Annotated in this window: 22 protein-coding genes and 1 pseudogene; 14 read left to right on the forward strand and 9 right to left on the reverse strand. The window is 73.0% G+C overall.

Annotation, left to right across the window (positions count from 1 at the left end; all coding sequences use genetic code 11):
• Window positions 1-242 precede the first annotated feature (242 nt).
• The 3 genes from ACFWBD_RS01125 to ACFWBD_RS01135 all read left to right on the forward strand — a co-directional run bounded on the left by ACFWBD_RS01125 (window position 243) and on the right by ACFWBD_RS01135 (window position 3,024).
• Window positions 243-950, forward strand: a complete 708-nt coding sequence (locus ACFWBD_RS01125; RefSeq protein ID WP_385660840.1) for a DUF4232 domain-containing protein — start codon at window positions 243-245, stop codon at window positions 948-950.
• Between the two features lie 156 nt (window positions 951-1,106).
• Entirely contained in the window at window positions 1,107-2,300 is a 1,194-nt protein-coding gene (locus ACFWBD_RS01130; RefSeq protein WP_385660842.1) for a sensor histidine kinase, read from the forward strand.
• Between the two features lie 187 nt (window positions 2,301-2,487).
• Complete coding sequence (locus tag ACFWBD_RS01135) at window positions 2,488-3,024, forward strand: LuxR C-terminal-related transcriptional regulator (protein WP_385660845.1); 537 nt, start codon at window positions 2,488-2,490, stop codon at window positions 3,022-3,024.
• A 144-nt stretch (window positions 3,025-3,168) separates the two neighbouring features.
• Here ACFWBD_RS01135 and ACFWBD_RS01140 read toward each other — a convergent pair whose 3' ends face one another.
• Complete coding sequence (locus ACFWBD_RS01140; RefSeq protein ID WP_385661493.1) at window positions 3,169-3,567, reverse strand: ATP-binding protein; 399 nt, start codon at window positions 3,565-3,567, stop codon at window positions 3,169-3,171.
• A gap of 225 nt (window positions 3,568-3,792) precedes the next feature.
• Between ACFWBD_RS01140 and ACFWBD_RS01145 the strand changes: the two genes are divergently transcribed.
• The 4 genes and pseudogenes from ACFWBD_RS01145 to ACFWBD_RS01160 all read left to right on the forward strand — a co-directional run bounded on the left by ACFWBD_RS01145 (window position 3,793) and on the right by ACFWBD_RS01160 (window position 6,148).
• Window positions 3,793-4,170 carry an STAS domain-containing protein gene (locus ACFWBD_RS01145; RefSeq protein WP_385660848.1) on the forward strand — a complete coding sequence of 126 codons (378 nt, stop codon included), beginning with the start codon at window positions 3,793-3,795 and terminating at the stop codon, window positions 4,168-4,170.
• A gap of 1 nt (window position 4,171) precedes the next feature.
• Window positions 4,172-4,557: pseudogene (locus tag ACFWBD_RS01150) on the forward strand (hypothetical protein); the annotation flags it as partial.
• 205 nt (window positions 4,558-4,762) lie between these two features.
• Window positions 4,763-5,329 carry a universal stress protein gene (locus ACFWBD_RS01155; protein WP_385660851.1) on the forward strand — a complete coding sequence of 189 codons (567 nt, stop codon included), beginning with the start codon at window positions 4,763-4,765 and terminating at the stop codon, window positions 5,327-5,329.
• Between the two features lie 447 nt (window positions 5,330-5,776).
• Entirely contained in the window at window positions 5,777-6,148 is a 372-nt protein-coding gene (locus tag ACFWBD_RS01160; protein ID WP_385660853.1) for a tetratricopeptide repeat protein, read from the forward strand.
• Window positions 6,149-6,212: 64 nt separating this feature from the next.
• Here ACFWBD_RS01160 and ACFWBD_RS01165 read toward each other — a convergent pair whose 3' ends face one another.
• A complete protein-coding gene (locus tag ACFWBD_RS01165) occupies window positions 6,213-7,604 on the reverse strand; it encodes a PepSY-associated TM helix domain-containing protein (protein ID WP_385660856.1) in 1,392 nt (463 codons plus the stop codon).
• Window positions 7,605-7,763: 159 nt separating this feature from the next.
• On the opposite strand from ACFWBD_RS01165, the gene ACFWBD_RS01170 reads away from it, so the two are divergent.
• On the forward strand, window positions 7,764-8,408 hold the full coding sequence (locus ACFWBD_RS01170; RefSeq protein WP_385660859.1) for a peptide deformylase: 645 nt from the start codon (window positions 7,764-7,766) through the stop codon (window positions 8,406-8,408).
• A 76-nt stretch (window positions 8,409-8,484) separates the two neighbouring features.
• Here ACFWBD_RS01170 and ACFWBD_RS01175 read toward each other — a convergent pair whose 3' ends face one another.
• Window positions 8,485-9,903, reverse strand: a complete 1,419-nt coding sequence (locus ACFWBD_RS01175) for a dihydrolipoyl dehydrogenase family protein (protein WP_385660860.1) — start codon at window positions 9,901-9,903, stop codon at window positions 8,485-8,487.
• 143 nt (window positions 9,904-10,046) lie between these two features.
• Here ACFWBD_RS01175 and trxA point away from each other — a divergent pair, with 143 nt between their 5' ends.
• Window positions 10,047-10,451: a thioredoxin gene (gene trxA, locus ACFWBD_RS01180; RefSeq protein ID WP_385660862.1), complete on the forward strand. Its 405-nt coding sequence runs from the start codon at window positions 10,047-10,049 to the stop codon at window positions 10,449-10,451.
• A gap of 30 nt (window positions 10,452-10,481) precedes the next feature.
• Here the strand turns inward: trxA and ACFWBD_RS01185 are convergent, their stop codons facing one another.
• From ACFWBD_RS01185 to ACFWBD_RS01195, 3 genes are read right to left on the reverse strand one after another with little or no spacing between them, the layout of a single operon-like run.
• Window positions 10,482-11,918 (reverse strand): aldehyde dehydrogenase family protein, encoded by a 1,437-nt coding sequence (locus ACFWBD_RS01185; protein ID WP_385660865.1) that lies wholly within the window; start codon window positions 11,916-11,918, stop codon window positions 10,482-10,484.
• A gap of 39 nt (window positions 11,919-11,957) precedes the next feature.
• Window positions 11,958-13,136, reverse strand: a complete 1,179-nt coding sequence (locus ACFWBD_RS01190; protein WP_385660868.1) for a 4-hydroxybenzoate 3-monooxygenase — start codon at window positions 13,134-13,136, stop codon at window positions 11,958-11,960.
• Between the two features lie 25 nt (window positions 13,137-13,161).
• The gene (locus ACFWBD_RS01195) at window positions 13,162-14,211 is read right to left on the reverse strand and encodes a LacI family DNA-binding transcriptional regulator (protein ID WP_385660871.1); all 1,050 of its coding nucleotides are present in this window, start codon (window positions 14,209-14,211) and stop codon (window positions 13,162-13,164) included.
• Between the two features lie 116 nt (window positions 14,212-14,327).
• Here ACFWBD_RS01195 and ACFWBD_RS01200 point away from each other — a divergent pair, with 116 nt between their 5' ends.
• Both ACFWBD_RS01200 and ACFWBD_RS01205 read left to right on the forward strand, forming a co-directional pair.
• A complete protein-coding gene (locus tag ACFWBD_RS01200) occupies window positions 14,328-14,999 on the forward strand; it encodes a TetR/AcrR family transcriptional regulator (protein WP_385660874.1) in 672 nt (223 codons plus the stop codon).
• Window positions 15,000-15,016: 17 nt separating this feature from the next.
• The gene (locus ACFWBD_RS01205; protein ID WP_385660877.1) at window positions 15,017-16,144 is read left to right on the forward strand and encodes an FAD-dependent oxidoreductase; all 1,128 of its coding nucleotides are present in this window, start codon (window positions 15,017-15,019) and stop codon (window positions 16,142-16,144) included.
• Here ACFWBD_RS01205 and ACFWBD_RS01210 read toward each other — a convergent pair.
• Entirely contained in the window at window positions 16,128-16,811 is a 684-nt protein-coding gene (locus ACFWBD_RS01210) for a TetR/AcrR family transcriptional regulator (protein WP_385660880.1), read from the reverse strand. The two genes, ACFWBD_RS01205 and ACFWBD_RS01210, sit on opposite strands and share 17 nt — an antisense overlap.
• Before the next feature lie 118 nt (window positions 16,812-16,929).
• Between ACFWBD_RS01210 and ACFWBD_RS01215 the strand changes: the two genes are divergently transcribed.
• Both ACFWBD_RS01215 and ACFWBD_RS01220 read left to right on the forward strand, forming a co-directional pair.
• Window positions 16,930-17,493: an NAD(P)H-dependent oxidoreductase gene (locus ACFWBD_RS01215; protein ID WP_385660882.1), complete on the forward strand. Its 564-nt coding sequence runs from the start codon at window positions 16,930-16,932 to the stop codon at window positions 17,491-17,493.
• Between the two features lie 376 nt (window positions 17,494-17,869).
• Entirely contained in the window at window positions 17,870-18,817 is a 948-nt protein-coding gene (locus ACFWBD_RS01220; RefSeq protein WP_385660885.1) for an FkbM family methyltransferase, read from the forward strand.
• Between the two features lie 324 nt (window positions 18,818-19,141).
• Here ACFWBD_RS01220 and ACFWBD_RS01225 read toward each other — a convergent pair whose 3' ends face one another.
• Window positions 19,142-20,599 carry an MFS transporter gene (locus ACFWBD_RS01225; protein ID WP_385660888.1) on the reverse strand — a complete coding sequence of 486 codons (1,458 nt, stop codon included), beginning with the start codon at window positions 20,597-20,599 and terminating at the stop codon, window positions 19,142-19,144.
• A gap of 195 nt (window positions 20,600-20,794) precedes the next feature.
• Between ACFWBD_RS01225 and ACFWBD_RS01230 the strand changes: the two genes are divergently transcribed.
• On the forward strand, window positions 20,795-21,250 hold the full coding sequence (locus ACFWBD_RS01230) for a MarR family winged helix-turn-helix transcriptional regulator (RefSeq protein ID WP_385660891.1): 456 nt from the start codon (window positions 20,795-20,797) through the stop codon (window positions 21,248-21,250).
• A 71-nt stretch (window positions 21,251-21,321) separates the two neighbouring features.
• Here ACFWBD_RS01230 and ACFWBD_RS01235 read toward each other — a convergent pair whose 3' ends face one another.
• A complete protein-coding gene (locus ACFWBD_RS01235) occupies window positions 21,322-21,741 on the reverse strand; it encodes a hypothetical protein (protein ID WP_385661495.1) in 420 nt (139 codons plus the stop codon).
• Window positions 21,742-21,878 lie beyond the last annotated feature (137 nt).

Consider the following 21,878-nt stretch of genomic DNA (forward strand, 5'->3'; position numbering starts at 1 on the left):
CGCGGGCCCCCTGCCGGACGCCGACTACACCCTCGCTCTCCTCGCCTGGTCCCCGGGGGCCGACATGGCGGCGCAACCGCCCGCGGTCCGCCCGGGGCGCGTCCCGACGTCATGTCGGGACTCGCCTCGGCGCGGAAGCCGGGGATCGAGAGTCGAGAGCGGCCGGGTACAGCCGGCCACGGGGGAACACCATGAATGCACGGGGGAACACCATGATTGCCGCTGTCCGCAGGAACCGCAGGATGTCCAGGAGCCCCAGGGGCTGGAAGTCCTGTGCCGTAGGCGCCGCGGCGATCGGCGCGATGCTCGCGTCCACGGCGTGCGAACCGAGCGCGGCCGACGACGCGGCGGACTCCACCGCCTCGGGCCGACCGAGCGCGACGAGCCCGGCGAAGCCCGGTCCGACGGGTACGACGGGTTCGGCCACGCCCGGCCCGTCGGGGTCGGCCACGCCGGGCGGCGGTTCGGGCGCCACCGGTGGCGGGAGCGGGGGCGGCAGCGGTGCCGTTCCCGCCTGCGCCGCGGAGGACCTCTCGTTCGGCACCACGCTCGAGGACGGAAAGGGCGAAGTCCCCAAGCATCTGCTCATCACCGTCACCAACGCCGGCGACGAGAAGTGCGTCGTCCACCACTACCCGCACCTCTTCCTCGGCGACTACGCCGAGGCCCGGTACCCGATCGACGTGTACGAGGACAGCGACCCGAAAGCGCCCGTCACCCTCGCTCCGGGTGACGAGGCGTACGCCGCTCTGCTCGCCTCCGGTGTCCCCATGGACCAGTACGAGACGAACACGATCACCCTCCTCCTCCACGGCCGCGAGCTCGGCAGCGACGGGAGCGAGCCGATCGGCGTCGACCTGCCCCGCACGGTGGCGTTCGACGACGGTGCCCGCGTCACCTACTGGACGACCGCTTCCGGTTTCGCCCTGGACTTCATCATGTCCTCCTGACCGGCCTCGACCAGGGACCACCTTCCTGTCACCGACCTCCGCCTGCCCCGCCCTGCCCTGCCGGGGATGTCCCCGGCAGGGCAGGGCGATCATCCGCAGCTCATGCAACTCACCTAGGAGACGGTTCAGTTGAGGGCCGTCGTCTACCATGTCCGGATGCCCGCGACGGAGGCCCTCCGCCCGCGCCCGGCCAACGTCGCCCTCGCCTTCGGTTTCGCCCTCGCGGGCTGCCTGGCCGGCGCCTTCTACCATCCGGCGTCCTGGCGGCCGTTCGATCTGTGGGCATATCTGCTCACCTTGCTGATCGCCCTGTCACTCGCTCTGCGGGAGAACCGGCCGTTCGGCGTGCTCCTGATCACGGCGGCCGGATTCGCCGGGTATCTACTGCTCGGATACCAGCCCTCCCTCAACTTCTGGGTTCCGGCGGTCGCGTTCATCTCCGTCGCGGCCCGGGAAGGACGCGGCCGCCTCGTGTGCGGTACCGCGCTGCTCGCCGCGGTCATCGCCCTCAGCGGGGTGTACGGCCGGCTGCCCTGGCCCGTCGTGGCCGTGCAGGCCCTGATCGTGCCGGCCGTCGCCTCCACCGTCGGGCTCACCCAGCGCCGTCTCGCCGGACGCAACGCCGAGTTGCGGCGGCTGACCGCCCTGCTCGATCAGCAGCAGCGCCAGGAAGCCCGCCGGGCCGTCCTCGACGAGCGCTTCCGCATCGCGCGCGAGCTGCATGACACGATCTCGCAGCACATGACGATCGTCACCCTGCAGGCCGGGCTGGCCGAGTACGTGTTCTTCACCGATCCCGCCTCCGCCCGCAAGGCGCTCGGCACCGCCGCCGCGGCCGGACGGGAGTCGCTGGAGGAGCTTCGCCGACTGCTGGTCGTACTGCGCACCCACGATCTCGGCGGCGCGTCCGGTCCCGGGGATCCGGCCGACCCGGTCGCCGACGACCTGCTGGCCGACGTCGACCGCATTCCCGCGCTCGCCGAGCGGCTGGAGGCGGCCGGCCTGCACGTCGAGGTCCGGTTCGAGGGAGCGCGCAGGCCCCTGCACCCGGGAATCGAACTGTGCGCCTACCGCGTCGTCCAGGAAGCCCTCACCAATGTCGTGAAACACTCCGGGTCGGCCACCGCCGAAGTGGCCGTCCGCTACCTCGACGACGAACTGCGCGTCACGGTTCTCGACGAGGGTGGCCCGCTTTCGGCCACATCCACCGATGGGTCCGGACACGGCTTGATCGGAATGCGGGAACGGGCCAAGATTTGGCACGGCTCGCTGACAGCCGGTGCGCGCCCGGGGGGCGGATTCCAGGTACGACTCGGTCTTCCCCTGGGGCAGGACCGCAACGGCGGCTGATCCGTGACGTGAGCATCTCCGAGGAGCGCTGTGGCCCGCATCCTGGTTGTGGACGATCAGCATCTCATCCGCTCGGGCATCGTCACGCTGCTGCGTACGGTGGAAGGGCTCGGCCCGGTCGTGGAGGCATCGGACGGCGTGGAGGCCGTCGCCGCGGCCCGTGAGCACCTCCCGGATCTGATCCTTGATGGACATCAAGATGCCCCGGCTCAGCGGGCTCGCAGCCGCGGAGCGCATTCTCGCCCTCGGTCTCGACCCGGCGCCGCGCATCGTCGTCCTCACCACCTTCGACGACGACGAGTTCGTCTACGCGGCCCTGCGCGCCGGCTGCTGCGGCTTCCTGCTGAAGGACATGCCGCCGCAACAGCTCCTCGGCGCCGTCACGGCGACCCTCTCCGCCGACCTCCTCATCGCTCCGGCCCACGTACGGCGGCTCATCGAGAGGCACGCCGTCCACCAACAGCGGCCCCGGACCGAGACCGACCCCACGAGTCTGCTCACGGACCGCGAGGTCGAAGTGCTCGGATTCGTCGCCGAGGGTCTCGCCAACGAGGAGATCGCCGGGCACATGTGCGTCAGCGAGTCCACCGTCAAGACCCACCTGCACCGGGTGATGACCAAGCTGGATCTCCACAGCCGCGCCCAAGCGGTGGTGTTCGCCTACGAGACGGGCATCGCGCAGGTCGGCGGCCGGCCGGTGCGGCCGGACGCGCCCGACGCCTGACGGTCGCCGCGAGTCCTTGGCGCCGGCATGTCGCCGTCAGCCGTGCGGTCGCTCGTGCCCGGTCGTCGCCTGTTCGTCGTCCTGCTCGTCGTCCTGCTCGTCCTGCTCGTCAAGAAGCCCGCGTCAGGTGCCGGTGGCGCCGTCTCAGGGAGCGGCAGCGAGGGCGATGCGTGCCGTGATGCGTTTGCCGACCGGTTCCTGCTCGATGAAGAGGTCCTCGGTGACGGCCTTGACGATCTCCAGTCCGTGCTGGCCGATTCTGCCGGGATCGCCGGCCCGAGCCACCGGAACGGTCGGGTCGCTGTCCCACACGACGACCTCCACCGCATGGGCGGTGAGGCGCAGTTCCATCGAAACGGGACCGGGGGCGTACTTACGGGCGTTGGTGACCAGCTCGCTGACCACGAGCTGGGTGAGGTCCCTCACGCGTGCGGGCACGGGCAGGCGATGGTGGGCATGGGCCCGGTCGAGGAAGGCGATGGCGTGGTGGCGGGCGTCCGCGATGCAGCCGTCGTCCGCGCCCAGGGCAAAGCCCGCGCGCATCAGATGCCCGTTCGGCCCGCTACGGCCGTCACCGCCGGCGTGGGATTCCTCCACTTTCTCGCCCTCACTCCCCCGTTCACGTGCGCCGGTACCCGCGATCGCGCCATGCATGCCACGGGGGTGCCGTTCGGCACAGCCGCAGGGGTGCATGCCGCCGTGCCGGTGGGGCAGACTCTTCCGCGCACGCCCTGACCCGGGGCCGGTCTGAACACAGTCGAGGAGACGGTGACCGACATCGAGAAAGCGGTCCGGCGAGGCGGCCTGTCCGTCGAGCATCGCGTGGTCGACGGCGTCCGTGTCGTGACCGTGCGGGGCGAGATCGACCACGCCGTCAGGGACGTCCTCAGCGAAGCCCTGCTCTCCGAGGACGGCGCGGCGCCGCCCCTGCGGGTCGTGGCAGACCTCAGCGGCGTGACCTTCATGGACTCCAGCGGCATCAACGTCTTCCTCGCCGCGCACCGGCGAGTGAGCGACGCGCACGGCTGGCTGCGCATCGCCGCCGCGCAGGAGCCCGTCCTGCACGTCCTGCGGCTGGTCGGCGTCGACGCCCTCCTCGCCTGTCACCCCACCACCGAGCAGGCCCTGAACCCCGAACCGGCATGACGGCATGCTCACCGGCCCCGTCACCATGCTCGCCCGGTCCTTCGCCCGCGACGACCAGCCCTCGGCGACACCGGCCGCCAGTTCGCCCTCGCCCTGCGCGACGAGGTCGACGACCTCGAGGCGGCCGGTACTTCGGTGATCCAGGTGGACGAACCCGCGCCGCGCGAGGCCCTGCCGTTGCGGGCCTCCGGCCGCCCTGCCTGTCTGGCGTGGGCCACCGAGGCGTTCCGGCTCTGCACCGGCGGAGTGCGGCCGGACACGCAGATCCCGGCCGAGCGCCTCTGGGTCCTCCCCGACTGCGGCCTGAAGACCCGCGGTTGGCCCGAGACCCGCGCCTCGCCGGAGAACCTGGTCGCCGCCGCCCGCGCGGTCCGCGAGGAACTTCCGCGTCCTGACGGCAGGCCGAGGAGGCCCAGGAGGAAGCACGGGGAGTCCCGGCCGCCGGGAGGCCGACCGGGGCTCCCCGTCAGAGAGGAGCCGGAAAAGGGCACATGGGCTGTTCGGAGCCTCGCAGGGTAGGCGGGACGGAAGCGGTTTTGCGCAGGGTCGCCGCCCGGACGGACCGGTCGGCGCACGCAGAACGGAGGAAGCGATGTCCGAGTCCCGCCCGTCGTCGGCCGCCCGTGTCGTCGTGGGGGTGAGCGGCTCGCTGGGGAGCCTCACCGCCCTGGGCCGGGCCGCCGACGAGGCGCGGCGCCGGGGAGCCGAACTCTGGCCGGTGCTGGCCTGGGAGCCGCCGGGCGGGGAGCTCGCCGCCCGCAGGTCGACTGCCGCGGCCGTCCTGGTCGAGGACTGGGAGCGGCTGGCGCGTGAGAGGCTGCTCGGCGCCCTGCGTGCGGTCGTCGGCGGCGACGGCCACGGGTTGCGCACGCGGGCCCTCATCGCGCGCGGCACCCCGGGTCCGGCGCTGGTCGGGACCGCCGACCGGGAGGACGACCTCCTCGTGATCGGCGCCGGACGGCGTGGCCTGCTGCACCGCGCGCTGTGGCCGTCGACCGGCCGCTACTGCCTCGCCCGCGCCGTCTGCCCGGTGCTGGCGGTGCCCCCGTCACCGCTCCAGGCCGCCCTGGCGACCGCGCAACGCCGCAACGCGTGGCGGCTGAAACTGGACACCGGGCACCTGGCGAGGGAGTTCGAAACCGTGCCGCCCGACCGCTGAGGCCGCGCCCGGGGGGACTGGTGGTCCCGGGTGGCACTCCTGCGTGACGGGATGAAGCGGTGATGGCCGCTGGAGCTCGGCGCGCTCGTCGAGCGGGTGATCCATGCGCTCAGGACCGGGGCGGCGGACGTACGCGTCACCGTCGACACCCTGCTCGCCGAGGGGCTGCCGGCGGCCGGCGGCCCGCTGATCCGGCCCACGGACCCCACGGACGCCGGGGGGGGGAGCTGTTCGCCGTCATCGGCGCCGAGACGGGCGAGATCTCGGCCCGCGTCCATGACGGGATCTCGCAGCAGGACCTGGCGACCGCCGGCCGCGTCCTCGCCCGCGTCACCGAGCGGGCCGACGCGGAGCCGGCGGAGCTGACACGCGCGTCCCGGTAGCGCACCCACCGGTAGTGGAATATTCAATCACCGCACCCGGTTGTCGGCCTCGAAGGAGGCACGAGTGGACACGACATACGAGACGACCGACGACACCGCCTACTACGCCCACGGAACGCCGGCCGAGCGGTGGGAGCGGGCGCGGCTGTTCTTCGCCGCGAAGGAGTACACCGCCGCCGCGCGGGTGCTGGCCGGACTGGTCGAGGAGGTGCCGGAGCAGACCGGACCGCGGCTGCTGCTGGCCCGCGCCTACTACCACTCGGCCCAACTGCAGCGCGCCGAGACCGAGTTGCGACTGATCGTGGAGCGTGACCCGGTGGAGGACTATGCCCGGCTGATGCTGGGCCGCACCCTGGAGCGACAGGGGCGGCACGCGGAGGCGGGACCGCATCTGCGCCTGGCCTCGGCGCTGGCCGGGGACTTCCCCGAGGTCTGAGTCCACACGACGAGCGGCCCGGCGGTGACCTCCACCGCCGGGCCGCTTCGGTGCCCGGGCCCGCTCAGGCGGCCGTCCGCCGCTCCCGCCGGTGCGCGATCTCGCCGAGGACGACGTCCACGACCAGGAAGCCGACGAGCGGGATGCCGAGGAGCGGGACGAAGTAGGCGACCACGGCGACCGCCGCCATCAGCGGGACGAGGACGTACGGCGGGACCTGCGCCCAGGCGCCGCGCGGGATGGGCCGGCCGAAGGCGGAACCCCGGCCGCGCTGCCACCACATGCGGTAGCCCCACACGATCAGCAGGATCAGGGAGCCCGCGAGGAGCATCAGCGCGAGCTGGTTGACCAGCCCGAACAGGACGCCGGTGTGCAGGTCGATGCCCCAGCGGGTCAGCTTGGCGAGCAGCGGGTGGTCGTCGAACCGCAGCACGTCGGTGACCTCGCCGGTGGCCGGGTCGATCGCCACCGCGTCCTGCTTCTCGGGCCAGCTGCGCTGCACCTGCTTGACCACGTACGCGGAGGAGGCGTCCGCGGGCGGGACGATCTCGACCGGGTCGCCCAGCCCCTCGGCCCGCGCGGCGGCCAGGACGGTGTCGAGGCCGACGCCGTGCTCGCCGTCCCCGCCCGCGCCGGAGGCCGCGTCGTGGCCGGCGTGTTCGCCGCCGCTCGCGGCCGCCGACACCGACGGGGTGGCCTGGCCGAGCGAGGTGCGCAGCACGTCGATGTTGGCGCCCGCGTACGTGGACCAGGTCAGGCCGGTCGCGGACAGGAAGATGAAGCCGACGGCGGCCCACACGCCGACGGTGCCGTGCAGGCCCAGCGTGCGGCGCCGTCCGGCGGTGCCGCGGACCTTGCGCAGGGCGCGCCGCCGGGAGAACCAGAGCACCAGACCACCGCCCGCGATCACCCACAGCCAGCTGGCGGCGAGTTCGCTGTAGAGGCGGCCGTTCTCACCGAGGCGCAGATCGCGGTGGAACTCGTCGATCCAGGTGCGCAGCGGCAGCGCGCCGGTGGAGCCGTACTGCTCCAGCGCGCCGCGCACCTTGCCTGTGTACGGGTCGACGAACACGGCGAGGGTGTGGGTGGCGTCGACGCCGTTGACGCCGGACAGCATCACCCGGGTCGTGGCGTCGTCTTCCGGCGAGGGGCGGACGGCCGAAACCGTGCCCTCGGGGTGGGCCTTGCGGGCGGCGTCCACCTGCTCGGAGATCGGCAGCTTCGCGTCGCCGACCGGCACGGTCATCTCGTGGGAGTACACGAGCTTCTCGGCCTGGAACGCGCCGGCGTAGAGGAACCCGGTGGCGGCGGCGACCAGCAGGAACGGCGCCACGAACACGCCGGCGTAGAAGTGCAGACGCAGTATCAGCGGGCGCAGCGGGGCCCACGGACCGCGGGACTTCGGCGCGGGGGCCGCTGTTCGCGGGGCCTCGTCCGTGGTGGGAGCGGTGGACATGATGGGGCTTCTCCGGGGGCAGGAGGAGTGGGGCGGGACAGCGATCCGGGGGACGATTTTCAGCCGTGACGCACCAGTAGTCGGCAGCGGACCATGCCGAGTTCCCGGCACTTCGAGTGACGTGCGTCACACGCCGTGCGGTCGTGGCATGCTGGCCCGATGGCATCTCCCAGTCCCCGCACGCCCCTTGCCGAACGGATCGAGGAACTCCTCTCCCCCGGCGGCCCGTTGCCCATCGTCGCGGCCGGAGACCCGGTCCTGCGGACGGGCACCCCGCGCTACGAGGGCGAGCTCGACCCCGCGCTGCTGGCCCGGTTCGTCGAGGCCCTGCGCGTCACCATGCACGCGGCGCCGGGCGTCGGCCTCGCCGCGCCGCAGGTCGGTGTGGAGCTGCGGATCGCCGTCATCGAGGACCCGGCGCCGGTGCCGGAGGAGGTGCGGGTGGCCCGCGGCCGGGTGCCCCAGCCGTTCCGGGTCCTGGTCAACCCGTCGTACGAGCCGGTCGGTTCGGCCCGCGCCGCCTTCTTCGAGGGCTGCCTGAGCGTGCCGGGCTACCAGGCGGTGGTGGCCCGGCACGCCGAGGTGCGGCTCACAGGCGCGGACGAGCACGGCCGGCCGCTGGACGAGGTGTTCGGCGGCTGGCCCGCCCGAATCGTCCAGCACGAGACGGACCACCTCGACGGTCTGCTCTATCTCGACCGGGCCGAGCCGCGCTCGCTCTCGGCCAACGAGGCCGTGCTCGAGCGCTGGACGCAGCCGACGGCGGACCGGGCCGCGAGGGCGCTGGGCTTCCAACTCCCCTGAGTGGCGGGCCGGCCGGCTCCCCTGAGCGGGGGGCCGGCCGGCTCCCCTGAGCGGCGGGCCGGCCGGCCGAGTTCCGTCAGTTGTCCCGGTAGGCCTCCAGCAGCCGCAGCCACACCTCGCTGAGCGTCGGGTAGGACGGGACGGCGTGCCACAGCCGGGCGAGCGGGACCTGGCCGGCGACCGCGATCGTCGCCGAGTGGATCAGTTCGCCGACGCCCGGACCGACGAAGGTGACGCCGCGCACGATCTCCTGCTCCAGGTCGACGACCATCCGCGCGCGGCCCTTGTAGCCCTCGGCGTACAGGCCCGCGCCGGCCACCGACGACATGTCGACGTCGACGGCCCGCACCCGGTGTCCGGCCTGCTCGGCCTCGGCGAGCGAGAGGCCGACGGCGGCCGCCTCCGGGTCGGTGAAGACGACCTGGGGGACGGACTCGTGGTCGGCCGTGGCGGCGTGGGCGCTCCACGGGTCGCTCTCCGGCAGATCGGTGCCGGCCGCGCGGGCGGCGATGGCGGCGCCCGCGATCCGGGCCTGGTACTTGCCCTGATGGGTGAGGAGCGCCCGGTGGTTGACGTCGCCCACCCCGTAGAGCCAGTCGGTGCCGGTGACGCGCAGGCTGTCGTCGACGGTGAGCCAGGAGCCGGGTGCCAGGCCGACCGTGTCCAGGCCGATGTCGTCGGTGCGCGGGGCGCGGCCGACGGCGAAGAGGATCTCGTCGGCCTCGATGCGTTCGCCGGTGTCGGTGACGACCACGACGGTGCCGTCGGAGCGGGTCACCGACACCACCGAGGTGCCGGTGCGCACGTCCGCGCCGGCCTCGGTGAGCGCCTCGGCTACCAGCTCGCCCGCGAACGGCTCCATCCGGTCGAGCAGGCCCTTGCCCCGCACGAGGAGGGTGACCTGTGAGCCGAGGGCCTGCCAGGCGGTGGCCATCTCGGTGGCGACGACTCCCCCGCCGACCACGACGAGCCGGCCGGGCGCGGACTGGGCGCTGGTGGCCTCCCTGCTCGTCCAGGGCTTGACCTCGGCGATTCCGGGCAGGTCGGGCAGCGCGGCGCGGGTACCGGTGGCGACGACGACCGCGTGGCGGGCCGTGAGCACCTTGTCCCCCACCGTCACCGTGCGCGGCCCGGTCAGTCTGCCGTGGCCGCGGTGGAGGTCCGCGCCGATGCTCTTGATCCAGTCGACCTGGCCGTCGTCCGTCCAGTCGCCGGTGAACCAGTTGCGGCGGGCGAGGACCGCCGTCGTGTCCAGCGGGCCCTGCACCGCCTCGCGCAGGCCGGGCAGCCTGCGGGCGTCCGCACGGGCGATCACCGGGCGCAGCAGGGCCTTGCTGGGCATGCAGGCCCAGTACGAGCACTCACCGCCGACCAGCTCGCTCTCCACGACCGCGGTGGTCAGGCCGGCCGCACGGGTGCGGTCGGCGACGTTCTCCCCCACGGGCCCGGCTCCGAGCACAACCACGTCGTACAGGTTGGTTTCCGTTTCCGTCATGGGGTCAGTCTGGTGGGTGGTGTGCCGGGTGGCCACACGGGTAGGGGCGCGGAATACGCGTCGGGCCGGCCGCGTTGTCGCGGACGGCTGCACCCATGTCAGGGGAGCCCTGGCAGGAAGCACCGGGAAGAGGGAATCACGCCATGAGCAGCACCGTGGAGCTCACCAAGGAGAACTTCGACCAGACGGTCACCGACAACGACTTCGTGCTGATCGACTTCTGGGCGTCCTGGTGCGGCCCGTGCCGTCAGTTCGCCCCGGTCTACGACAAGGCCGCGCAGGAGAACCCGGACCTGGTGTTCGGCAAGGTGGACACCGAGGCGCAGCCGGAGCTGGCCGCGGCCTTCGGTATCCAGTCCATCCCGACGCTGATGATCGTGCGGGACCGGGTCGCCGTGTTCGCGCAGCCGGGCGCCCTGCCCGAGGCCGCCCTCACGGACGTCATCGGACAGGCGCGCAAGCTGGACATGGACGAGGTCCGCAAGTCCGTCGAGGAAGAGCGGGCCAAGGCCGGGGCCGACGACTCCCCGGCCGCCCGGGGCGAGTAGTCCCGGACATCCCCCGAAGCCCGGGAATCCCTAGAAGGGGTACGGCGCGACGTCCGCGCGCACCGTCGTCCAGCGCACGTCGGTGAAGGCGTCGAGGTTGGCCTCGCCGCCGAAGCGGGCGCCGGTGCCGGAGGCGGCGACCCCGCCGAAGGGGGCGACGGCCTCGTCGTTCACCGTCTGGTCGTTGATGTGCACGATGCCGGTCGGGACGCGTTCGGCGAGTTCGAGACCGCGGGCGGCGTCGCGGGTGACGATGCCGAGCGAGAGGCCGTAGGAGCCGCGCGCGGCCAGGGCCGCCGCCTCGTCCACCGTGCCGAAGGAGCGTACGGGGGCCACCGGGCCGAAGACCTCCTCCGCGTAGGCGGGGGTGTCGTCGTCGACGCCCGCGAGGACGGTCGGCCGGTAGAAGAGGTCCTCGTGCCTGCCGCCCGCGGCGAGCTTGGCGCCGGCCGCGGTGCTGGCCTCCACCAGGCCGTGCACCTTGGCGAGTTGGCCGCCGTCGATGAGCGGACCGAGGTGGACCTGCGCGCGGTGCGGGTCGCCGACGGCGAGGGCGTCGGCCTTCGCCGCGAGCCGCTCCACGTACTCCTCGTAGAGGGAGGCGTGCACCAGGTGGCGGCCGGTGGTCATGCAGATCTGGCCCTGGTGGAAGAAGGAACCCCAGGCCGCGGTGGAGATCACCGCGTCCAGGTCGGCGTCCTCCAGCACGATCAGGGCGGAGTTGCCGCCGAGTTCGAGGTGGGCCCGCTTGAGATGGCGGCCGGCGGCCTCGCCGACGGCCCGGCCTGCGCCGGTGGAGCCGGTGAAGGAGATCACCGGCACGCGCGGGTCGGCGACCAGGGCCGCACCGGTCTCGGCGCCGCCCGGGAGGATGTGCAGGAGGTTCTCGGGCAGGCCCGCCTCCGCGAAGACGGCGGCCAGGGCCAGACCGCCGCACACCGCCGTACGCGGGTCCGGCTTGAGGACGACCGCGTTGCCGAGCGCGAGGGCGGGCGCGACGGACCGGATCGACAGGATCAGCGGGGCGTTGAACGGGGAGATCACACCCACCACGCCGACGGGCACCCGCCGGGTGTACGAAAGCCGGGGCGCCTCGCTGGGCAGGACCTGTCCGGCCGGGCGGGAGGCGAGCGCGGCGGCCTCGTAGCACTCCTGGGCGGCGACGTGCAGCTCGAAGTCGGCCTTGCCGGGTATGGAGCCCGACTCGCGGACGATCCACTCGCGCAGTTCGTCGGCGTGCGCGGTGAACAGGTCGCCGGCCTTGCGCAGCACACCGGCGCGCACGAAGTGCGGCAGGCGGGCCCACTCGGCCTGCGCGGCGCGGGCGGCCTCGGCGGCGGGGCCGACGTCCGCGGCGCCCGCCAGGTCGACGGTGCCCAGCGGGTCGCCGGTGGCGGGCTCGGTGACGGTGTACCGGGGACCCGACAAGGTGCGGGACTGCCAGTTCTTGGGGTCGAGCAGCGGCATGAAGGCTCTCCGATCGGTGACCCGCGGGACTCGCGGCTCTCACAGCGGGAGGGGAAGTCCCGTGTAGTTGGCCGCCAGTTCGGCGGCGGCGTGGCGGGATGCGGTGATCCGGCGCAGCCGGGCGAGCTGCATCCGATGGTCGAACGCATCTCCATCTGGTTGAGCGTGCAACATCCTAGTCATGTCGTCGGAAAAGCGGGCCGCCTGCCACACACGTCGCAGGCAAAGGTCCGAGTACCCGTCCAGCAGCCTCGTGGACCCGGTGGCGTGCAGTTCGGCGAAGGCCCTGCCGAGCAGCCGTACGTCCGAGACCGCGAGGTTGAGCCCCTTGGCACCGGTCGGCGGGACGATGTGGGCGGCGTCCCCGGCGAGCAGGAGCCGGCCGTGGCGCATCGGCTCGTGGACGAGGCTGCGCATCGGCGTCACGGACTTGGTGGTGATCGGGCCTCGGCGCAGCGTCCAGTCGGCGTCGACGGCGAAGCGGGCCGCGAGTTCGTCCCAGATCCGGTCGTCGGGCCACTCCTGCACATCGGTGCCGTTGGGGACTTGGAGGTAGAGCCGGGAGATCCGCGGCGAACGCATGCTGTGCAGGGCGAAGCCGCGTTCGTGGCGTGCGTAGATCAACTCCTCGCAGGAGGGCGGCACTTCGGCGAGGACGCCGAGCCAGGAGTACGGGTAGTCGTGCGTGTACGTCCGGCCCGCGTCGGCCGGGAAGGCGTCGCGGGCGACGCCGTGCGAGCCGTCGCAGCCGACGACCCAGTCGCAGGAGAGGGTCCGTTCGCGGCCCTCGTGCCGGAACCGTACGACGGGCGACCCGCTCAGCGGCTTCTCCACGGCGAGCGCCGCCGCCTCGAACAACAGGGGCGGCCCGTCGGCGAGTTGGAGGGAGACCAGGTCCTTCACGATCTCCGTCTGGGCGTAGATCGTGACCGTGCGGCCACCGGTGAGGACGGGGAAGTCGACGTGGTGGCGTTCGCGGTCGAAGCGCAGCTCGATGCCGTGGTGCACCAGGCCCTCGGTGTCGAGCCGGTCGGCCGCGTCCGCCGCGCGCAGAGCGTCGACCGTGCCCTGCTCCAGCATTCCGGCGCGCTGGCGCCGCTCCACGTACTGCCTCGTCCTGCTCTCCAGGACCACACAGCCGACGCCCGCGCGGTGCAGCAGCCGGGCGAGGAGCAGCCCCGCGGGGCCGCCGCCGATGATGCCGACCGTCGCACGCATGGCACGCCTCCCCCGCGACCGTAGTTCAGCTGGAGTCGCGCTGCACCACGGTGGCTCCGAACGGTTCGTGCGACTCGGGGGCGGCCGCGGGGCTGCGCACCGCGCGGTCGACCAGCGAGGCGAGGTCGCGGCCGGAGGGCAGCGCGATCCGGACGGTGCTGAGCCGGGGCCGCAGCAGCCGCCCGAGCATCAGATCGTCGGCGCCGATGACGGCGACGTCCTCGGGGACGCCTACGCCCGCGTCCTGAAGGGCGCGCATCAGCAGCATGGCGTACTCGTCGTTGTAGGCGAAGACGGCGTCGAGGCCGAGGGCGGGCCAGCGGGCGGCGAGGGCGGCCGCGGACTCCTCCGTGTAGGCCAGGGACAGCTCGGTGACGGTGGCGTCCGTGCCGTGCAGCGCCTCGCGGGAGCCGGCCAGGCGGGGCGCGGAGAAGATCTCCATGCCGCGCTCGGCCGGGACGACCACCCCGATCCGGCGGCGGCCGCGGGCGTACAGGTGCGCTGCGGCGCTGCGGCCGACGTCGGCGTGGTCCAGGAGCAGCGCGCGGGCGCCCTCGACCGCCGCGGGGCTGAGGGTCACCACGGCCCGGGCGCCGGACCGCTTCAGGACGGCGACCCCCTCGGGGCCGATGCCGGGGCTGGGCACCAGCACGGCGACGGGCCGCAGTTCGGCCCAGGCCCGGGCGGCGTCGTCACCGCGCAGGCCGGTGGCGCCGTACTGGACCACGGTGTAGTCGAGGCGGCTGAGCGCCCCCTGGAAGTCGTGCACGAACTGGGAGTAGAGGGGACCCGCCGGGACGGGCAGGGTGGGCATCAGGACCATGCGGCTGTGCCCGGCCCGCAGGGTACGGGCGGCCGCGTGCGGCACGTACCCGAGTTCCTCGGCGGCCTCGCGCACGCGGCGGCGGGTGGGCTCGCTGATGCGCACGGCGCTGGCGTTGTTCAGGACGTAGGAGACGGTCGCGCGCGAGACTCCGGCCAGGCGGGCCACATCGGCGCTCGTGGGCACGGGGCGCGGCGCCGGCGACTTCGTCGGCGCGGGCGTGTTCGGTATCTGCACCATGACGTACGGCATCTTGGCAGAAGCTGTGAACGGGTCTCCGGGCGGGGGACGCCGAAATCCGATGAGCCGTCAACGAACATGTTCGTGACGTACTTGTTCGCGACGAACATGTTCGCTACGGTGGGGGCATGACAGCACGCCCCGACACCCCGCGCAGTCGCCGTGAGCGCCCGGCCAAGCCCGCCCTGACCAGGGAGGGCATCGTGGCCGCCGCCCTCGCGGTGCTGCGCGCCGAAGGCCTGCGGAAGCTGACCATGCGGCGCCTGGCCGAGGAGCTCGACACCGGCCCGGCCTCCCTGTACGTGTACGTCCGCAACACGGCGGAGCTGCACGCGGCCGTGCTCGACGAACTGCTGGGCACGGTCGGACCCGCTCCGGCCGAGGGGAGCTGGCGCGAGCGGCTGGAAGGGGTGCTCACCTCGTACACCGCGATGCTCTTCGCCTACCCGGACCTCGCCCGCTCCGCGCTCACCGCCCGGCCCAGCGGGGCGCACTACCTGAACCTGATCGAGACCCTGCTGGCCCTGCTCGACGAGGGCGGCGTGCCGCCCGCGCAGGCCGCGTGGGGCGTGGACCTGCTGCTCCAGCACGCCACCGCGACAGCCGCCGAACACACGGACGAGGCCTCGCAGGAGGACTGGGACGCCTTGCGGCACGCGGTGCACGAGGCGTCGGAGCGGACCCGTCCGCACATCGCCGGGCTCGCCGGACCGCTGCTCTCGGGGCCGCCCGAGGCCCGCCTCTCCTGGGGGTTCCAGGCGCTGATCGGCGGCATCGAGCGGACCGCCGTACCCGGCTGACGACCACAGGAGGACCCATGCACCACCCCGTAGCGATCATCGGCGCCGGACTCGGCGGCCTCACCCTCGCCCGTGTACTGCACGTGCACGGCGTCGAGGCGGCCGTCTTCGACCTGGACGCCTCCCCCACCGCCCGCACCCAGGGCGGCATGCTCGACATCCACCAGGACTCCGGCCAGGAGGCCCTGCGCGCCGCCGGACTGCACGAGGGGTTCCGGGCGCTGGTCCTGCCCGGCGGCCAGGCCACCCGGGTCCTCGACAAGGACGCGGTGGTCCGCTTCGAGGGGGCCGACGACGGGACCGGCGAGCGTCCCGAGGTCGACCGCGGCGCCCTGCGCGACCTGCTGCTGCACTCACTGCCCGAGGGAACGGTCCGCTGGGGCCGGAAGGTCACCGACGCGCGGGCGCTGGGCGACGGGCGGCACGAGGTGCGGCTCGAGGACGGCTCCGCGTTCACCACGGACCTGCTGGTCGGCGCCGACGGAGCCTGGTCGCGGATCCGCCCGCTGGTCTCCGACGCCCGGCCCGCGTACACGGGCGTGTCGTTCGTCGAGACGGACCTGCTGGAGGCGGACGTACGCCATCCGGTGAGCGCCGGAGTGGTCGGCGAGGGGTTCCTCTTCGCGCTCGGCGCCGGCAAGGGATTCCTCGCCCACCGCGAGCCCGACGGCAGCCTGCACGTCTACACCGCCCTGCAAGTCGCCGAGGACTGGGCGGACGGCGTCGACTTCGGCGATGCCGAGGCGGCCAGGACTCACGTGCTGGAGCACTTCACGGACTGGGACAAGAGCCTGCGCGCACTGGTCGCGGACGCCGACGGACCGCTGGTCCCGCGCCTGATCCACGCCCTGCCGGTCGGCCACCGCTGGGACCGCGTCCCCGGTGTCACCCTGCTCGGCGACGCCGCCCACCTGATGTCGCCGTTCGCCGGCGAGGGCGCCAACCTCGCGATGCTGGACGGCGCCGAACTGGGCCTGGCCCTGGCCGCCCGCCCGGGCGGGCGCGAGGCCGCGCTGACCGCCTACGAGGAGAAGCTGTTCCCGCGCAGCGCGACGGCCGCGGCCGACTCCGCCCGCAGCGGCGTGACGCTGTTCGCCGAGGACGCCCCGCAGGCCGTCGTCGACCTCTTCACCGGGCAGCCCTGACCGGCGTCCCGCTCGGCACACCGCTCGTCACCCGGTCGACCAGTTCGCTCCAGCCGGCCTCCAGGCGCGCCGCCGGCATGCCGCACTGCCGGGTGAGGTGGTGGACGAGAACGGGGCTGAGGTACCCCATCAGCGTGTGGGCCAGCAGCTCGACGTCCGCGTCGGGCAGGGCCTGGCGCAGCAGCAGCACGAGGTGGCTGTGATGCACTCGGCGCGGGGGCACGGAGTACCGGCGGTCGGGTCCGGGCTCGGCCGCCAGCTGGAGGTCCAGTTCGTCCACGGCCCGTCTGAGCATGGCGACGCCGAACGCCCGCAGTCGCTCCACGGGCTCCGCGCCCGGCCCAAGCGGCGGGGGACCGCTCAGGAACGCGGCCTGGAAGTTCCGCTCCGAGTGGTCCAGGAGCGCGGTCAGCAGCCCGGTGCGGTCGCCGAAGCGCCGGAACACCGTGCCCTTGCCCACGTTCGCCGCGCTCGCCACCGCCTCCATCGTGACCCCGGCCGCGCCGTGCCGGGCGATCAGCCGGGCGGCGGCGTCCAGCAGCCTGGCGCGGTTGCGGGCCGCGTCGGCGCGCAGGCACGGCTCGTCACCGGCCGGCCCCAGGTGCAGCAGCTCGGGCTCGGTGAGGCTCTCCTCGGGCTCCGGACAGGGAGGCAGAACAGCGGACATGAACTCAGCGTAAAGCATCGGGAATGAAACTGGACCGTGGTCCGGTTAGGATGCTAGAACATTAAACGGACCTCGGTCCGGATTTGTAACAGCACTGTTTCAGCCTCTGGGAGTACCCATGTCTGTCCGCATCCTCGCGCTCGTCGGCAGCCTTCGCGCCGGTTCGACCAACCGCCAGCTCGCCGAGGCGGCCGTCAAGGTCGCTCCCGAGGGCGCCACCGTCGACCTCTTCGAGGGCCTGGCCGAGATCCCCTTCTACAACGAGGACCTCGACGTCGAGGACAGCGTGCCGGCCGCCGCCGCCAAGCTGCGTGCGGCCGCCCAGGCCGCCGACGCCTTCCTGCTCTTCTCCCCCGAGTACAACGGCACCATCCCGGCCGTCCTGAAGAACGCCATCGACTGGCTGTCCCGCCCGTACGGCGCCGGCGCTTTCGGCGGCAAGCCCGTCGCCGTGGTCGGCACCGCGTTCGGCCAGTTCGGCGGCGTGTGGGCGCAGGACGAGGCCCGCAAGGCCGTGGGCATCGCCGGCGGCAAGGTCATCGAGGACCTCAAGCTCTCCATCCCGGGCTCGCTGACCCGCTTCGCCGAGACCCACCCGGTGGACGACGCCGAGGTCGCCGCCCAGCTGACCGAGGTCGTGGCCCGTCTGCACGGCCACGCGGGCGAGGTCGCGGCCGCCTGAGCGCCTGACCGGCAGAACGGCGAGACAGCACGACGTGGGGGTTGAAGGGGTCCGGAGCGGTTTCCGGGCCCCTTTTCGCGCGCCCCCGATGCCGGAGTAGGCGATCGTCTTCAGAACGGTGTCGTAGTCACGCCGCTCCGCCTCGCGGTGCCCGCGCGGGACGTCCAGCTTGTGCCGGACCTCCTCGGGGTCGAGGCGAAGAGGTTGCGGGCGTCCGCGTCGGCGCTCACCGGTCCCGGTGACGCCAGACCCTGGAGCGCTCTCGAAGTCGAGGGACACCGGCCGGACCCGGCGCGTGTCTTCGTGCGGTCATCCGATCGGCGAATGTCGTTCAACTCGCGGACCGCCTCCCGTCGCGTCTGATAGGCCTGGGCAGATGCAGACCCTCTTTCGACGACTGCTCGGCCTGATGCCCCGCATCGGGGTCCAGGTGACCGACCTCGGGCCGGGGACGGCGGTGGTCTCGCGGCGCGGCGGACCGTACCGGGTGGCCCGCGCGGACAAGGACACCTGGGTGCTGCGGCGAACCCGGGACGGTGCGCGGTCCGAGGTCGCCGAGGGCGGCGCCGTGCGGCTGGGCGACACCGGCGCGCTGCTCCTGATGGAGAACCCGGGCGGACAGGACGAGCGCAGACTCCAGCTGGCGGCCGCCGAGTACCTCTGCACCCAGCACGTGGTCGCGATGCTGGAGCTCTACGGCGTGAACTGCGTCTTCGACGTCGGAGCCAACAACGGCCAGTACGCCAAACGGCTGCGGAAACTCGGCTACACCGGCCGGATCGTGTCCTTCGAGCCCACCTCGGAGACCTTCGCCCGGCTCGAGAAGGCCGCGGCGGACGACCCCGACTGGCAGGTGCACCGGTGCGGGCTCGGCCGCGAGGAGACGACGGCCGAGATCCACGTCGGCTGGAAGACGATGAACTCCCTGCTGGCGGCCAGCGACTACGGCAAGGGCCGCTACAGCAGGTTCACGAAGGCCGACACCGAGGAGATCCGCGTCCGCCGGCTGGACGAGGTCATGACCGAGGCGCTGGACGGCCTCGCCGAGCCGCGCCCCTACCTGAAGATGGACACCCAGGGCTACGACCTCGAGGTGTTCGCCGGCGCCGGGGAGCGGATCGCCGAATTCGTGGGGATGCAGTCCGAGGTCGCGGTGCTGAAGCTGTACGAGGGCAGTCCCGGCATGGGTGAGGCCGTCGCGGTGTACGAGGCCGCCGGGTTCGGTATCACCGGCATGTACCCCGTGACGCGCGAGGCGACCACGGGACGGGTGATCGAGTTCGACTGCGTGCTGATGCGGGCGGACACAGCGCCTGCACCGTAGAGCCGTCCCGCTCCGCCGCCTCCTGCCGCTCCTGCCGCGCGAAGGCCCGCCGGCTGACCCGGCAGGACGGCGCCAAGGCAGCGTTCCTGCAGCGCTTCCCGGACATAGACCTGAAGCCGATCGTCGCCTGCAGCGAGTACCACGGCGTACGCGTCGGCAACCAGCTCGCACCGGCACCCTCGTGCCCGACGTCGTCCAGCTCGCCGGGTGCGGACAACCGGGCGGCGGCGGTGTCCGAGGCGGTACGCAGGGGGCTGCTTGATCTGGCGTAGTACGGAGGCGGCACGGAGGGGGCGGCCTGTCGCGGTCGCCCCCTGCGGTGTCTCAGACCTTGGCCTGCTCGGGCGCGGCGCTCCGGTCGGTCGCGTCCTCGCCGGCCGCCGCGGCGCGGGCGGCGGGGATGACGGCGGCGATGGCCGCGGAGATCAGGGCGAGTGCGCCGCCGACCAGGAGCGCGGTGCGGAAGCCGTCCTCGGAGGCGAGGGTGTGGCCGCCCATGGTGGTGGTCATCTGGGAGAGGATCACGCCGATGACGGCGGAGCCGATCGAGGTGCCGAGCGAACGCATGAGCGTGTTGAAGCCGTTGGCGGCGGCGGTCTCCGTGAGCGGGACCGAGCTCATGATCAGGGCGGGCATGGCGCCGTAGGCGAGGCCCACGCCACCGCTGGTGATGAGCGTGACCACCATGACGCCCCAGGCGGAACCCATCAGGGCCAGGGAGACGAAGTAGCCGGCGGCCAGCACCAGGGCGCCGCAGACCAGCGTGAACTTCGGACCGCGGGCGTTGGTGAGCTTTCCGCCGAGCGGGGAGATCAGCATCATCATCAGGCCGCCGGGCGCCATCCACAGACCGGCCGCGAGCATCGACTGGCCGAGGCCGTAGCCGGTGGCCTCCGGGAACTGGAGCAGCTGCGGCATCACGAGCATGCTCGCGTACATGCCGAAGCCGATGAAGACCGAGGCGAGGTTGGTGAGGAGCACCCGGGGACGGGCCGTGGTGCGCAGGTCGATCAGCGGGTCGGTGGTACGCACCTCCCACACTCCCCAGCCGACCAGCGCCACGACGGCGGCGGCGAACAGACCGAGTGTGGCGCCCGAGGTCCAGCCCCACTCGGCGCCCTTGGAGACCGCGAGCAACAGCGAGACCAGGCCGACGCCGAGACCGATCGCGCCGGGCAGGTCGAAGCGCTGGCCCTTGGCGCCGGCGGGAACGTCGGGGACGAGCATGAAGATCAGGACGGCGACGGCGGCGGCCAGGGCGGCGGAGCCCCAGAACAGCACCCGCCAGTTCGCGTACTGGGCGACGGCGGCGGCCAGCGGCAGGCCGATGGCGCCGCCGATGCCCATGGAGGCGCTGACCAGGGCGATGGAGCCGCTGAGCTTCTCGGCCGGTACGACGTCCCGCAGCAGCGCGATACCGAGGGGCACCATGCCCATGCCCATGCCCTGGAGTCCGCGCCCCACGATCATCGTCACGACGTCGGAGGCGAACGCGCACACCACCGAGCCCACGATCAGCGGCACGGAACAGGCGAGCAGCATCCGGCGCTTGCCGACCAGATCGCCGAGGCGGCCGACGACCGGCACGCACACGGCGGCCACCAGCAGGGTGACCGTGATCACCCAGGCCGCGTTCGAGGACGAGGTGTTCAGGATCTGCGGCAGCTCGGCGATGAGGGGGGTGACCAGCGTCTGCATGATCGCCGCGGTGGTGCCGGCGAAGGCCAGCGTGGCGATCACGGCGCCTGGGCGGGCCGTGGGCTGGAGAGCGGGGGCGCCCATGGGGACTCCTCGACTTGGGATGTGCGGTGAAGGATCCGCGCGAAGGATCCGCGCGAAGGATCCGCGCGAGGGAGCTGCGCGAATCTGCGCGAAGAATGTGCATCGTACATGTCGTATGTATCAAGCACATGCCGTGGCCTGTGCACAGTGGTGTGCCAGGATGGTGCGGGCGCACGGAAGCAGGAGGTCGGGCACATGGAGACGCCGACGCACGAGGTCGAGTACGAGCAGATGCTGCTCAGCCGCCACACGTTCCTGAACCAGCGGGGCGGCCGCCGCAAGAACAGCCTCATGGAGCGCAGCGCCTACATCCTGCTGAGCCGGATCCGGGTCCAGGGACCCATGTCGATCGGGGAACTCAGCGAGGCCTTCGGCCTGGACGCCTCCACCCTGAACCGGCAGACCGCGGCGGCGATGCGGGCGGGGTTCATCGAGCGGATCCCCGACCCGGAGGGCGGGATGGCGCGCAAGTTCCGGCTCACCGACGAGGGCACCCGACTGCTGGACTCGGAGCGCGAGGGGATCGTGGACATCCTGGACCAGGTGATGACCGACTGGCCGGACGAGGACATCGCCGCCTTCGCGGGCTATCTGCGGCGCTTCAACTACGGCATCGAGGCCATCGGCGGCCGCCCCTGGCCACGCCCGTGACGGCGTGGCCGCTCAGGACCGGATGAGCTCATCGCCGCCGCCGGGCCCGCCCCGGGCCGGACGCGGTGGCGCTACGACGCGCTCGGCCCGGCGCTCGGGCCCGTGCCGCCCAGCTGCCGGATGGTCCCGCCGAGCACGGGCCGCAACCGCGTCAGCATCTTCGGCTGCGCGCTGACGACCCAGCGGGAACCCACGAGGTACTGGCCCCCGTAGATACCGGCGGACTCGAGCCAGGTCTCCTTGTACTGCTCCTCGGGGAAGGTGGTGATCAGGTAGTCGGCCTCCTCCGTGTGGCAGACGCCCTGGCGCAGCTCGTCCGCGTCGATACGGATCCTGGCCGTGCAGCCGGTCAGGCCGGCGATCACCTCGACCTTCGCCGGGGCCACGACGCCGGCCGCGGGAGCGGCGGTGACCGAGGCCGGCGTGGGAGTGCCCTTCCCGGCGGTGGCGTCGCTCTCGCCGCCGCCGCACGCGGTGGCGAGGGAAAGCATGGCCAGGCCGCCTGCCAGTGCGGCACCGCGCGCGAGGCGGGCCGTGGGCTGCTGAAGCACGTACAACTCCGTGGTCGGCGCTCTTCCCGTCACCTCCCGTGGACGCGCCCGCGGACGGGCCCGGGGACGGGCGTTCC

The sequence above is a fragment of the Streptomyces sp. NPDC060002 genome (assembly GCF_042737245.1).
Taxonomy (GTDB): domain Bacteria; phylum Actinomycetota; class Actinomycetes; order Streptomycetales; family Streptomycetaceae; genus Streptomyces.